The 12249-nt window shown below is 60.7% G+C and carries 12 protein-coding genes and 1 rRNA gene; 10 read left to right on the top strand and 3 right to left on the bottom strand.

The annotated features are described in order from the left end of the window. Positions 1–110, top strand: a 5S ribosomal RNA gene (gene rrf, locus IFT76_RS19630); the annotation flags it as partial. A gap of 114 nt (positions 111–224) precedes the next feature. On the opposite strand, the gene queD is transcribed toward rrf, so the two are convergent. Next, positions 225–581 carry a 6-carboxytetrahydropterin synthase QueD gene (gene queD, locus IFT76_RS19625; protein WP_192059901.1) on the bottom strand — a complete coding sequence of 119 codons (357 nt, stop codon included), beginning with the start codon at positions 579–581 and terminating at the stop codon, positions 225–227. Between the two features lie 234 nt (positions 582–815). On the opposite strand from queD, the gene IFT76_RS19620 reads away from it, so the two are divergent. The 6 genes from IFT76_RS19620 (at position 816) to mrdA (ending at position 6581) form a co-directional block, all read left to right on the top strand. After that, complete coding sequence (locus IFT76_RS19620; protein ID WP_122477270.1) at positions 816–1124, top strand: PepSY domain-containing protein; 309 nt, start codon at positions 816–818, stop codon at positions 1122–1124. Further along, positions 1124–1435: a PepSY domain-containing protein gene (locus tag IFT76_RS19615; protein WP_122477271.1), complete on the top strand. Its 312-nt coding sequence runs from the start codon at positions 1124–1126 to the stop codon at positions 1433–1435. Before IFT76_RS19620 ends, IFT76_RS19615 begins: the two co-directional genes overlap by 1 nt. Then, a complete protein-coding gene (locus IFT76_RS19610) occupies positions 1435–2103 on the top strand; it encodes a response regulator transcription factor (protein ID WP_122477273.1) in 669 nt (222 codons plus the stop codon). The genes IFT76_RS19615 and IFT76_RS19610 overlap by 1 nt, the downstream gene beginning before the upstream one ends. Further along, positions 2100–3416, top strand: coding sequence for an ATP-binding protein (locus IFT76_RS19605; protein WP_122477274.1), 1317 nt, complete (start codon positions 2100–2102; stop codon positions 3414–3416). Before IFT76_RS19610 ends, IFT76_RS19605 begins: the two co-directional genes overlap by 4 nt. A gap of 99 nt (positions 3417–3515) precedes the next feature. Then, on the top strand, positions 3516–4589 hold the full coding sequence (locus IFT76_RS19600; RefSeq protein ID WP_122477276.1) for an AI-2E family transporter: 1074 nt from the start codon (positions 3516–3518) through the stop codon (positions 4587–4589). A 99-nt stretch (positions 4590–4688) separates the two neighbouring features. After that, positions 4689–6581, top strand: coding sequence for a penicillin-binding protein 2 (mrdA, locus tag IFT76_RS19595; protein WP_122477278.1), 1893 nt, complete (start codon positions 4689–4691; stop codon positions 6579–6581). A gap of 5 nt (positions 6582–6586) precedes the next feature. On the opposite strand, the gene IFT76_RS19590 is transcribed toward mrdA, so the two are convergent. Together IFT76_RS19590 and IFT76_RS19585 are read right to left on the bottom strand one after the other, a co-directional pair. Further along, the gene (locus IFT76_RS19590; RefSeq protein ID WP_192059900.1) at positions 6587–7354 is read right to left on the bottom strand and encodes an SDR family oxidoreductase; all 768 of its coding nucleotides are present in this window, start codon (positions 7352–7354) and stop codon (positions 6587–6589) included. A gap of 25 nt (positions 7355–7379) precedes the next feature. Then, positions 7380–9044: a 4Fe-4S dicluster domain-containing protein gene (locus tag IFT76_RS19585; protein WP_192059898.1), complete on the bottom strand. Its 1665-nt coding sequence runs from the start codon at positions 9042–9044 to the stop codon at positions 7380–7382. Positions 9045–9616: 572 nt separating this feature from the next. On the opposite strand from IFT76_RS19585, the gene IFT76_RS19580 reads away from it, so the two are divergent. The 3 genes from IFT76_RS19580 (at position 9617) to IFT76_RS19570 (ending at position 12248) form a co-directional block, all read left to right on the top strand. Continuing rightward, on the top strand, positions 9617–10366 hold the full coding sequence (locus tag IFT76_RS19580; protein ID WP_122477283.1) for an electron transfer flavoprotein subunit beta/FixA family protein: 750 nt from the start codon (positions 9617–9619) through the stop codon (positions 10364–10366). Continuing rightward, complete coding sequence (locus IFT76_RS19575; RefSeq protein ID WP_122477284.1) at positions 10366–11310, top strand: electron transfer flavoprotein subunit alpha/FixB family protein; 945 nt, start codon at positions 10366–10368, stop codon at positions 11308–11310. The genes IFT76_RS19580 and IFT76_RS19575 overlap by 1 nt, the downstream gene beginning before the upstream one ends. A gap of 110 nt (positions 11311–11420) precedes the next feature. Continuing rightward, positions 11421–12248: a substrate-binding periplasmic protein gene (locus IFT76_RS19570; protein WP_192059896.1), complete on the top strand. Its 828-nt coding sequence runs from the start codon at positions 11421–11423 to the stop codon at positions 12246–12248. Position 12249: the final 1 nt, after the last annotated feature.

Genomic DNA, 12249 nt, shown 5'->3' with positions numbered 1-12249 from the left:
GACCATAGAGCATTGGAACCACCTGATCCCATCCCGAACTCAGCAGTGAAACGATGCATCGCCGATGGTAGTGTGGGGTTTCTCCATGTGAGAGTAGGTCATCGTCAAGATTCAATTCCGAAACCCCTATCTGCGCGAGCAGGTAGGGGTTTTGTCTATGCGCTCGAAAGAACTGGCAAGCCAAAAAAAACCACCCGGTCGGGTGGTTTTTTTTATCGTGCATATCAGTCGCCGGTGTACTCGCAGCCACTGGTGCAGGTTTCGTGGATGCGGATCTTGGAAAGCTCGGGTAACAGCGGCTTGAGCTCGTGCCAGATCCATTTCGCCAGGACCTCGCTGGTTGGATTTTCGAGGCCAGGGATGTCGTTGAGATAGTTATGATCAAGGCGCTCGTAAAGCGGCTTGAACATCGACTTGATCTCGGAGAAGTCACGGATCCAGCCGGTATGAGGATCAACGTCGCCTTTCAAATAGACGGCGACCTTGAAGGAATGGCCATGCAAGCGACCGCATTTATGGCCCTCGGGTACATGAGGAAGCCGATGGGCAGACTCGAAAGTGAATTCCTTGAAAATTTCCACGTTTGTTCCAATGTGTTGATGGGGCAGTGCTGCAGTTTATCAGGTGTCCAAGCTGCACGGTAAGTGGGCTTGGGCAGATGGGGCCGGCATCGATCCAGCAGGATTGCGCACGGGCAATACAGCGCTGACATCATCGACAAGCTAGCGTTGTGCCATTAAGTTTGAGTTAAGTCACCTTCGGTATTGTGTCTTTCGTAAACCCCATATACCTCACACATACCGAAGGTGAACCAAATGAAAACTCTGACTGCTCTGCTGCTCGCTTCTTCCCTGAGTTTCGTGGCCATCAGTGCCCAGGCCAAAGATCTCGGACCTGACGAGGCGCTTCGCCTGCGTGATGCTGGTACCATCCAGTCCTTCGAAAAGCTCAATGCCGCAGCATTGGCCAAGCATCCAGGCGGTACCATCCACGAGACCGAGCTGGAAGAGGAATACGGCAAATACATCTATCAAGTCGAGCTGCGCGACAATAAAGGCGTCGAGTGGGATGTGGAACTTGATGCAACCACCGGCCAAGTGCTCAAAGACCATCAGGACACCTAATGAACATATCGCCAGCGGGTCGCGCAATGATGGTCGGGCTGCTGGCGTTTTGCTCATTGGCGGTGGCTCGCGATCTGGACCAGGATGAAGCGCTGCGACTCAGACAGGAAGGTGTAATCCTTCCTCTTGAACAATTGCTCGGTCAAGCCATGGCGCGTTACCCAGGGGCACGTCTGCTGGAAGCCGAGCTTGAAGAGAAGCAACAGAAGCTGGTGTATGAGGTCGAGTTGCTGACCACGGCAGGTGTCGTTCGCGAGATAAAGCTGGATGCGGCCACAGGCGATTTGCTCAAAGACGAGGAAGATGACTGATGCGCTTGCTGTTGGTGGAAGACAACGTCCCCCTGGCCGATGAGCTGAGCGCCAGCCTCAGTCGCCAGGGATACGCTGTGGATTGGCTGGCGGACGGTCGAGATGCGGTGTATCAGGGCCAGACCGAGCCGTATGATCTGATCATCCTCGATCTTGGACTGCCTGGCCTGCCTGGGCTGGAGGTGCTGGCCCAATGGCGAGCGGCAAACCTCTCTACCCCCGTGCTGATTTTGACCGCGAGGGGCTCATGGGCGGAGCGGATCGAAGGTTTGAAAGCGGGGGCCGACGATTACCTGACCAAGCCCTTCCACCCTGAGGAGCTGCAGTTGCGTGCCCAGGCACTGGTGCGCCGCGCCCGTGGCTTGTCCAACATGCCGCGCCTGGAAGCGTCCGGTCTGCACCTGGATGAGGGTCGCCAGTGCGTGCAGCAGGCCGGGGTCGATATTCAGCTGACGGCTGCCGAGTTTCGCCTGCTGCGCTACTTCATGCTCCATCCGGAGCAGATTCTTTCCAAAGGCCATCTGGCCGAGCACTTGTATGACGGCGAGACTGAGCGCGATTCCAATGTGCTGGAAGTTCACGTCAACCATCTGCGGCGCAAACTGGGTCGCAGTGTGATCGAAACCCGCCGAGGGCAGGGCTACCGCTTCGCTGGAGTCGTGCAGTGAGATCGATCCAGGCGCGATTGAGCGTCGGGTTGATCAGTGTTCTGGTGATCGTGGGACTGGTCCTTGCTCAATTGAGCCTGTGGTTGTTCGAGATGGGCCTGCAGCGCTATCTCGAAGCCGGTTTACGCAACGAAAGCGAGAACCTTCTGGTAGCGATGCAGCGTGGGCCGCAAGGTCTGCAGTTGGATCAGCACCGTATTTCTCCCGCCTACGAACGGCCGTTCTCGGGGCACTACTTCCGCATAGACTTTCCCGATGGGCATTGGCGCTCGCGTTCGCTATGGGATCTCGAGCTGCCCGTACCGGATCAGTCAGGGCTGTATTCGGGTTTGAAGCTGGGCCCGGAGGGTCAGTTGCTGCTGGTGTTGCGTGCCGATTACCGTCGGCTCGGGCAGCCACTGTCGATCATCGTCGCCCAGGACTACACGCCGGTACGCACCAGTTTTCAGCGGGTACGCCAGATTGGCCTGGGCATGGGCCTCGCTGCGTTGATTGCGGTACTTGTGCTGCAGCGCATCACGGTCACGCGTTCGCTCAAGCCACTGGAGCGCACGCGCGAACAGATCGCGCAATTGCAGCTCGGTCAGCGCTCGCAGCTGGACAGTGCAGTACCGGTGGAACTCGAGCCGCTGGTCGCGCAGATCAACCACCTGTTGTTGCACACCGAGGACAGCCTCAAGCGCTCGCGCAACGCGCTGGGCAATCTGGGGCACGCGCTGAAGACGCCGATGGCCGTGCTGCTGAGCCTGGCCAGCAGTGAACGGCTGCGGGACCAGCCGGAAGTCAGCCGCCTGCTGCGTGAGCAGTTGGAGCACATCCAGCTGCGGCTCAGCCGTGAACTCAACCGCGCGCGCCTGGCCGGCGACGCGCTGCCGGGTGTCCAGTTCGATTGCGCTGGCGAGATTCCAGGTCTGTTTGCCACGCTGGAAATGATCCACGGCGGCCATTTGAGCCTGAGTTACGAGGTGGCTGCGGATGTTCGCTTGCCGTGGGATCGGGAGGACGTGCTGGAACTGCTCGGCAACCTGCTCGACAACGCTTGCAAGTGGGCTGACGCGCAGGTCTGCCTGACGATCGTCGAGCACGAGCATGGGTATAGCGTCTGGGTGGACGATGACGGTCCGGGTATCCCCGAGGATGCGCGCCAGGCGGTGTTGGATCGCGGTTCTCGGCTTGATGAGCAGGTCGACGGTCACGGCCTGGGTCTGGGGATCGTACGGGACATCGTCGAAAGCTGGTCTGCTCGCCTGAGCCTGTCGGAAAGCCCCTTGGGTGGGTTGCGCGTCACTATCGAAATGGATAAACGCGTCTGACGCGGATTTATCTTGGCGATGACTAAACTCGCGCGCAGCTGGGAGGACTAAGTCACAGAGCCGAATGACGGCTCTGTAGCTTATCGACATGGATCGAACATGAACGAAACCAACCTGCAAAACAAAACGCTGTTGTTACTGTTGATCCTGGTCACCATCGCTTTCATCTGGATTCTTCTGCCTTACTACGGCGCGGTCTTCTGGGCAGTGATTCTGGGTATCGTATTTGCGCCGTTGCAGCGACTGGTCATGAGGAAGTTGAATCGGCGTCGCAACGTCAGTTCGTTGATAACCCTCACCATCACGTTGATCATCGCCATCCTGCCGGTGATCATCATCAGTGCCTTGCTGGTTCAGGAAGGTGCAGTGCTGTACAAGAACATCGAGAACGGCCAGCTCGACGTGGCGGGTTATATCGATCAGTTCAAGCAACTGCTTCCGGCTTCCGGGCAACAGCTGCTCGATCGCATGGGCATGGGCAACCTGGAGGGTCTGCGCGACAAGGTCGCCAAAGGTGCGATGCAGGGCAGCCAGTATTTCGCGACGCAGGCCTTCAGCTTCGGCCAGGGTACGCTGGATTTCGTGATCAGCTTCGGCATCATGTTGTACCTGCTGTTCTTCTTCCTGCGTGACGGCCCGGAACTGTCACGCAAGATCCGCACGGCTATCCCGTTGGCCGAGCAGCAGAAGCGCCGTTTGCAGCTCAAGTTCAACCGTGTAGTTCGCGCCACGGTGAAAGGCAATCTGCTGGTAGCGGTCACCCAGGGTGCCCTCGGCGGGATGATCTTCTGGTTCCTGGACATTCCCAGCGCATTGCTGTGGGCGGTGCTCATGGCGTTTCTGTCGCTGTTGCCTGCCGTCGGAGCCGGTATCGTCTGGGCGCCGGTGGCCGCCTACTTCCTGTTGAGCGGCTACATCTGGCAGGGGGTCACGCTGACGCTGTTCGGCATTCTGGTCATCGGCATGGTCGACAACGTGCTGCGCCCATTGCTGGTGGGCAAGGACACCAAGATGCCGGACTATCTGATCCTGGTCTCGACGCTGGGCGGCCTGGCAGTCTTCGGGCTCAACGGTTTCGTGATCGGTCCGTTGATTGCAGCGCTGTTCATGTCCAGCTGGGGCATCTTCGTCAGTACCAAGCGCCAGGTGCGTCTGCCCCAGGACCGCACCTGACATCTGCACTGTCCAACTCCCTTGGTCAGCCCGAGGGAGTCGGCGCTTGAGAGCAGGGGCCTGCTTGGTTACCATCGGCGCTTTTTCAGAGCAGTCCGCATGCCCCAGCCCATTCCTCTCAAAGATCATGGCAAGGAACAAGGTCTGGTCAACCGTCGGTTGATCGCTTGCGCCTTGCTGGTGCTGGCCTTGAGCATCGCCCTGGTCGGGCGTCTGTACTTCCTGCAGGTCATCGAGTTCACCTACAACTCCACAGTGTCCGAGAATAACCGGGTGCATGTGCTGCCCATCCCGCCCGAACGCGGTGTGATCTACGATCGCAATGGCGTGGTCTTGGCCGACAATCGACCTAGCTTCAACCTGACTCTCACACGCGAGCGCGCGGGCAATACTGCGCAGGTGCTCGATGAAGTGGCCAAGGTGTTGGAACTGGGCGATGAAGCGCGCAAACAGTTCGACAAGGATTTGAAGCGTGTGCGCCATCCGTTCGAACCGGTTACCTTGATGTACGAGTTGAGCGAGAACCAGATTGCGCGGGTTGCGGTGAATCAATTCCTGCTGCCGGGCGTCGATGTGGAACCTCAGTTCGTGCGTGAATACCCGCGCAAGGAGCACTTTGCTCATTCTGTGGGGTACGTGGGGCGGATCAACGAGAAAGAGTCCAAGACGCTGGATCAGACGCAGTACCGCGGCACCCAGTCGGTCGGCAAGACCGGTGTGGAACGCTTCTACGAGACCCAGCTGCATGGCCAGGTGGGTTACGAGGAAGTCGAGACCAACGCCCAGGGGCGCGTCATGCGGGTGCTCAACCACCATGACCCGGTGCCGGGCAAGAACATCGTGCTCAGCCTCGATGTGCATCTGCAGGAAGCCGCCGAGAAGGCTCTGGGCGACCGCCGCGGGGCGGTGGTGTGCATCGACCCGGAAACCGGCGATGTGCTGGCCATGGTCAGCAAGCCAAGCTTCGACCCCAATCTGTTCGTGACCGGTATCAGCTTCAAGGAGTACGCGGCGTTGCGCGATTCCATCGACCGGCCGTTGTTCAATCGAGTGCTCAGGGGCCTGTACGCGCCCGGCTCGACGATCAAGCCGGAAGTTGCCATCGCCGGCCTCGATAGCGGTGCGGTCACGCCGCAGACACGTGTGTTCGATCCTGGCTACTACGAGCTGCCCAACTACGACCACAAGTACCGCAACTGGAACCGCAGTGGTGATGGCTGGGTGGACATGGACGCGGCCATCATGCGCTCCAATGACACCTACTTCTACGATCTGGCACACAAGCTGGGCGTGGACCGCATGCACGATTACATGACCCGCTTCGGCCTGGGCCAGAAGGTCTCGCTGGACATGTTCGAGGAAGCGCCGGGGCTGATGCCGTCCCAGCAATGGAAGCGTGCCACGCGGCGTCAGGCGTGGTTTCCTGGCGAGACCTTGATCCTCGGCATCGGTCAGGGTTACATGCAGGTCACTCCGTTGCAGTTGGCCCAGGCCACCACGCTGATCGCCAGCAAGGGCGTGTGGCGTCGACCGCACCTGGCCGAGACGGTGGGCGGCCAGGTACCGGTGGACGACAACCCGATCCCCAATATCGTGCTGCGCGACAACCGCGAGTGGGATCAGGTCAACCACGGCATGCAGCTGGTCATGCACGATCCGCGCGGGATTGCCCGTCAGGCGGCGGCCGGGGCGCAGTATCGCATCGCCGGCAAGTCGGGTACGGCGCAAGTGGTTGCGATCAAGCAGGGCGAACGCTACAACCGGCTGAAAACGCTCGAGCGCAACCGCGACAACGCCTTGTTCGTGGGATTCGCGCCGGCCGACCGGCCAAAGATCGTGGTGGCAGTGATGATCGAGAACGGTGAAGCAGGCGGGCGTGTGGCCGGTCCCGTAGTGCGCGAGATCATGGATGCCTGGCTACTGGACAGCGAAGGTCACCTGAAGCCCAAGTACGCGGCGCCGGCCAAGGCGCCCGCGGACCCCAAGGTCTGACTGTTTCAGCAGAGGAAACCACCGTCCACGTTCAGCGCTGTACCTGTGGTGTAGCTGGCAGCCGAGCTGGCCAGGTACAGCACGGCCCCGGCCATTTCCTCCGGCTGGGCGACACGCTTGAGCGGGATCTGCGCCAGGGCCGTCTTGAGGATGGCCTGGTTCTCGACCAGGGCTGATGCGAAGCGGGTGTCGGTCAGCCCCGGCAGCAGGGCATTGCAGCGGATGTCGAAGCCGGCGCACTCCTTGGCGAAGGCCTTGGTCATGTTGACCACCGCAGCCTTGGTCATGGAGTAGACGCCCTGGAAGATACCGGGCGACACGCCATTGATGGACGCCACGTTGATGATGCTGCCACCGCCGTGTTCGCGCATCAATTTGCCGGCCTCCACCGACATGAAGAAATAGCCGCGGATATTGACGTCCACGGTTTTCTGGAAGGCGCCCAGATCGACTTCCAGCACACTGCCGAACTGGGGGTTGGTGGCGGCGTTGTTGACCAGAATGTCCAGGCGTCCGAACGTTGTCCGGACAGCGGCGAACAGCGCCAGAATCTGTTCCGGTTCGCCGATGTGACAGGCCATCGCAGTGGCTCGGTCGCCACCGGCGTTGATGCTGTCGGCGACGCGCTGACAGCCTTCCAGTTTGCGACTGACGACGATGACATGGGCGCCCTGCTGTGCAAGCAAGCGGGCAATGGCTTCGCCGATCCCGCGGCTGGCGCCGGAGACCAGCGCTATCTTGCCGTCCAGGTCGAACATCGTGGTCTTGGGCATATCCGCTCCTGCCGTGGCTGAAGGATCACATGTTCGGGTAGGTAGGTCCGCCCGAGCCCTCGGGTGCCACCCAGACGATATTCTGCGAGGGGTCCTTGATGTCGCACGTCTTGCAATGCACGCAGTTCTGCGCGTTGATCTGGAAGCGCTTGGCGCCGTCCTCCTGGGTGATCACTTCGTACACGCCGGCCGGGCAATAGCGTTGCGCGGGCTCATCGTACAGCGGCAGGTTCTTGCCGATGGGAATGCTCGGGTCCTTGAGCTTGAGATGGCACGGCTGTTCTTCTTCGTGGTTGGTGCCGGAGATGAACACTGAACTGAGCTTGTCGAAGCTCAGTTTGCCATCAGGCCGGGGGTAGTCGATGCGCTTGCTGTCCGCTGCCAGCTTCATGCAGGCGTAGTCAGGCTTGTCGTCGTGCAGGGTGAACGGGATCTTGCCCTTGAACAGGTTCTGATCGACGAAGTTGAAGGCACCACCGACGATGGCTCCCCACTTGTGGATGGCGGCACCGAAGTTGCGGCTGGCGAACAGCTCCTCGTACAGCCAGCTGGCCTTGAAACCGGACACGTAGCCGTCGAGCACATCACCGCCTTCCGAGCCCTTGAACAGCGCATCGGCCACCGCCTCGGCGGCGAGCATGCCGGACTTCATGGCAGTGTGGCTGCCCTTGATCTTGGAGAAGTTCATGGTGCCCAGGTCGCAGCCGATCAGGGCGCCGCCGGCGAAGACCATCTTGGGCAGCGAGTTGAAGCCGCCCTTGCAGATGGCGCGGGCGCCGTAGCTGACGCGTTTGCCGCCTTCCAGGTACTGCTTGAGAACCGGATGGTGCTTGAGGCGCTGGAACTCGTCGAAAGGCGAGAGGAACGGGTTGGCGTAGGACAGGTCGACGATGAGGCCCACCACCACCTGGTTGTTTTCCAGGTGATAGAGGAACGAGCCGCCGGTGTTCTCGGTGCCCATGATGTCCAGCGGCCAACCGGCGGTGTGGACGACCAGGCCAGGCTGATGCTTGGCGGGGTCGATGTCCCAGATTTCCTTCAGGCCAATCCCGTAATGCTGCGCGTCGGCATCGCTGTCGAGTTTGAAACGCTCGATCAGTTGCTTGCCGATGTGGCCGCGGCAGCCTTCGGCGAACAGGGTGTATTTGCCACGCAGTTCCATGCCGGGGGTGTACAGGCCGTCCTTGGGCTTGCCTTCGCGATCCACGCCCAGGTCACCGGTAATGATGCCGCGGACTACGCCGCTCTCGTCGATCAATGCTTCCTGGGCAGCGAACCCCGGATAGATCTCGACGCCCAGGTTTTCCGCCTGCTGAGCCAGCCAGCGGCACAGATTGCCCAGGGAGATAATGTAATTGCCTTCGTTGTGCATGGTTTGGGGCACGAAGGCATTGGGGATCTTGGAACCGCTCTCGGCGTTCTTCAGGATGAAGATATCGTCGCGCGTCACCGGCGTGTTCAGCGGTGCACCCAGGGCTTTCCAGTCCGGGAACAATTCGCTGAGAGCCCGTGGTTCGAAGACTGCACCGGAGAGGATGTGAGCACCGACCTCGGAGCCTTTCTCAACCACGCAGACGCTGATTTCCTGCCCGGCGTCGGCGGCTTTCTGCTTCAGTCGGCACGCAGCGGACAGGCCGGCAGGGCCTGCGCCGACGACGACGACGTCGAATTCCATGTATTCGCGTTCCACGGGGTCTCTCCTACTGAGGGCTCATCAGGCCTTTCTAATGGGTGAAGCTGCCGGAACGGTCATCCGGCGTGTAGCGGTAGTGCGCAACGTTGCGGGGTGTAACTCCGGCGGGCGGTACCGCTTCTGGACGGCCGCAGGCAGGGATGTGCGTGTGGGCAGTATATCTACACCACTCGGCAGGTCCAATACAAACGTTTGTTTGAATCCGCTGCAGCCCAGTAAAATCAAGGTGGCCAGGGGGCGTGACCGGTGAGTTCCGCGTATTGACCGGTCAGGGCACAGCGGTCAAGATACGGCCAGCTTCATGTTCGGTGCCGGTCCTGCGCGCAGTACCGGTTGCATCGAATCTCGACTCCGATCCAGGTCGCTCGCATGCGCCGGACGCACACACTGTCGAGTTTACACGTCATACTTGTTGAAGGCTGCCCCGTTTTGCTGGTCAAGGTCTTGAAAAATCAGGTTTTTGCCAGCACTACGCAATGCTGCAAACGTTTCAATGGTGCCCTTGCGCCCACGTCATCGTCCGGTCTGCCTGGGCGACATTCTTTTCACCGGAGAGTAACGAGGAATCCATGAAGGTTCTTGTAGCTGTCAAACGAGTGGTCGACTATAACGTCAAGGTTCGCGTCAAGGCGGACAACTCTGGCGTCGACCTTGCCAACGTCAAGATGTCGATGAACCCTTTCTGCGAAATCGCTGTTGAAGAAGCCGTGCGCCTGAAAGAGAAGGGCATCGCCAGCGAGATCGTCGTGGTCACCGTCGGTCCGGCCACCGCGCAGGAGCAATTGCGCACCGCGCTGGCCCTGGGCGCCGACCGGGCAATACTGATCGAGCATGCCGAGGAACTGAACGCACTGGCAGTAGCCAAGCTGCTCAAGGCCGTTGTCGACAAGGAACAGCCACAGTTGGTGATCCTGGGCAAACAGGCGATCGACAGCGACAACAACCAGACTGGCCAGATGCTGGCAGCGCTGAGCGGCTACGCGCAGGGCACCTTCGCCTCCAAGGTCGAAGTGGTTGGCGACAAGCTCAATGTCACGCGTGAAGTCGATGACGGGCTGCAGACCGTGGGCCTGACCCTGCCGGCTATCGTCACCACCGACCTGCGTCTGAACGAGCCGCGCTACGCCTCCCTGCCCAACATCATGAAGGCGAAGAAGAAGCCCCTCGAGTCTTTCACGCCCGAGGCACTCGGCGTATCCGTGACCTCCACCAACAAGACCCTCAAGGTCGAGGCTCCGGCGACTCGCAGTGCCGGGATCAAGGTCAAGTCGGTTGCCGAACTGGTCGAAAAACTGAAAAACGAAGCGAAGGTAATCTAATGACTATCCTGGTTATCGCCGATTATGTAACCGAAGGTCAGGTGAACACGGGTGTGGCACCTTCGACCCTGAACACCGTGGCCGCTGCGCAGAAGATCGGCGGCGAGATTCACGTACTGGTCGCCGGCGTGCAGGTCGCCAGTGTCGCCGAAGCCGCCGCCAAGATCGCCGGCGTGAGCAAGGTGCTGGTGGCGGACAACGCCGCTTATGCCCATCAGTTGCCTGAAAACGTCGCGCCGCTGATCGTCGAGCTGGCCTCGGGTTACAGCCATGTGCTGTCTGCCGCAACCGCCAACGGCAAGAACATTCTTCCACGGGTAGCCGCCCAGCTGGACGTCGACCAGATCTCCGAGATCATTTCGGTCGAGTCGCCGGACACCTTCAAGCGTCCGATCTACGCGGGCAACGCCATTGCCACCGTGCAATCGAGTGCGGCGATCAAGGTCATCACCGTGCGTGCCACCGGTTTTGACGCCGTGGCCGCCGAAGGTGGTTCGGCTGGCGTGGAAGCGGTAGGCGCGGCCCACGATACTGGCAAGTCGAGCTTCGTTGGCGAAGAGCTGGCCAAGTCCGATCGCCCCGAGCTCACCGCTGCCAAGATCGTCGTATCCGGCGGTCGTGGCATGCAGAACGGTGACAACTTCAAACACCTGTACACCCTGGCCGACAAGCTGGGGGCTGCGGTAGGTGCGTCGCGTGCAGCCGTCGACGCCGGTTTCGTGCCCAACGACATGCAGGTCGGGCAGACCGGCAAGATCGTCGCGCCGCAGCTGTACATCGCCGTGGGCATTTCCGGAGCCATCCAGCATCTGGCGGGCATGAAGGATTCCAAGGTGATCGTGGCAATCAACAAGGACGAGGAAGCACCGATCTTCCAGGTCGCTGATTACGGCCTGGTCGCAGACTTGTTCGAAGCGGTCCCCGAGCTCGAGAAGCTGGTCTGACTTAGCGGTTTCGACCGCGGTTGATTCAAGCCTGGTCGCGGTCTGTTGCCCATGGGCAGCAGACCGCGACCAGGCTTTTTTGCATGTGACAAGGTCGCACGAGGTTGAGCATGACTGGAAAAGGCGGTCTACGCCGTTTGGCGCTGTGCGTGGCTGCCGCGCTGCTGCCACTGGCGGCGCAGGGTGCAGGCAAATGTGAGCGGCTGATAGCCAGCGGCAGTCCCGACGCGCCGCCGTATCTGTGGCGGGACCCCCAGGATCCCGAGCGTCTGATCGGGGTCAACGCCGAGCTGCTGCAGCAGGTGGCGGCGCAGATCGGCGTCAAGCTCGACATCCTCTACGCAGGCAAGCGTTCGCAGGCGCTGGAAGAAGTGCGCACTGGGCGAATGGACCTGCTGGTGGATGTGCCATTGACCGTGACCGAGCTTGAGTCCCTGGATTACGTGCACCCTGCACTGGTTCCGAACGATTACCTGGTGTGGACACTGCGTTCGGCACCGCTGCAGTATCGCAGCCTTGCCGACCTGCACGGTCACGCCGGGGCGATATCGGCCAAGGCGCGACCCACGCAGGCATTCGTGACCCTGGCCGCCGAGCACCTGAAACTCGCCACCACCGAGAATCTGCAGCAGGCTTTCGACCGGCTGGTGCATGGCCAGGTTGAGTATGTGATCGCCGGACGCTATTCCGGGGCAGCAATGGCTCAGGCACAGGGTGTGGGCGACAAGTTGCAGAGCAGCGAGCTGCCGGTCGACCGACCGGGGTTGTACCTGGCGCTGTCTCACGACTCCGCCTGCAACGATCCCTGGCTGCGCGGACAGCTGGCGAAAAAAATGACAGAATTGACCGCTTCAGGTATCCCGGCCGAGGTGTTCTCGCGCAATGTCGAGCGCTGGAGAGCCCAGCAATCGCCCCCGCCTGCAGCCCCTCAACAGTAGG

The organism is Pseudomonas sp. CFBP 13727 (assembly GCF_014841915.1).
Classification (GTDB): Bacteria; Pseudomonadota; Gammaproteobacteria; order Pseudomonadales; family Pseudomonadaceae; genus Aquipseudomonas; species Aquipseudomonas baltica.
This window is presented reverse-complemented; position numbering and strand designations above follow the sequence as displayed.

Coding starts and splice junctions, on each gene's coding strand:
- IFT76_RS19570 (WP_192059896.1), top strand. CDS start 11,421: ATGACTGGAAAAGGCGGTCTACGCCGTTTGGCGCTGTGCGTGGCTGCC.
- IFT76_RS19600 (WP_122477276.1), top strand. CDS start 3,516: ATGAACGAAACCAACCTGCAAAACAAAACGCTGTTGTTACTGTTGATC.
- IFT76_RS19580 (WP_122477283.1), top strand. CDS start 9,617: ATGAAGGTTCTTGTAGCTGTCAAACGAGTGGTCGACTATAACGTCAAG.
- IFT76_RS19590 (WP_192059900.1), bottom strand. CDS start 7,354: ATGCCCAAGACCACGATGTTCGACCTGGACGGCAAGATAGCGCTGGTC.
- mrdA (WP_122477278.1), top strand. CDS start 4,689: ATGCCCCAGCCCATTCCTCTCAAAGATCATGGCAAGGAACAAGGTCTG.
- IFT76_RS19575 (WP_122477284.1), top strand. CDS start 10,366: ATGACTATCCTGGTTATCGCCGATTATGTAACCGAAGGTCAGGTGAAC.
- IFT76_RS19610 (WP_122477273.1), top strand. CDS start 1,435: ATGCGCTTGCTGTTGGTGGAAGACAACGTCCCCCTGGCCGATGAGCTG.
- IFT76_RS19620 (WP_122477270.1), top strand. CDS start 816: ATGAAAACTCTGACTGCTCTGCTGCTCGCTTCTTCCCTGAGTTTCGTG.
- IFT76_RS19615 (WP_122477271.1), top strand. CDS start 1,124: ATGAACATATCGCCAGCGGGTCGCGCAATGATGGTCGGGCTGCTGGCG.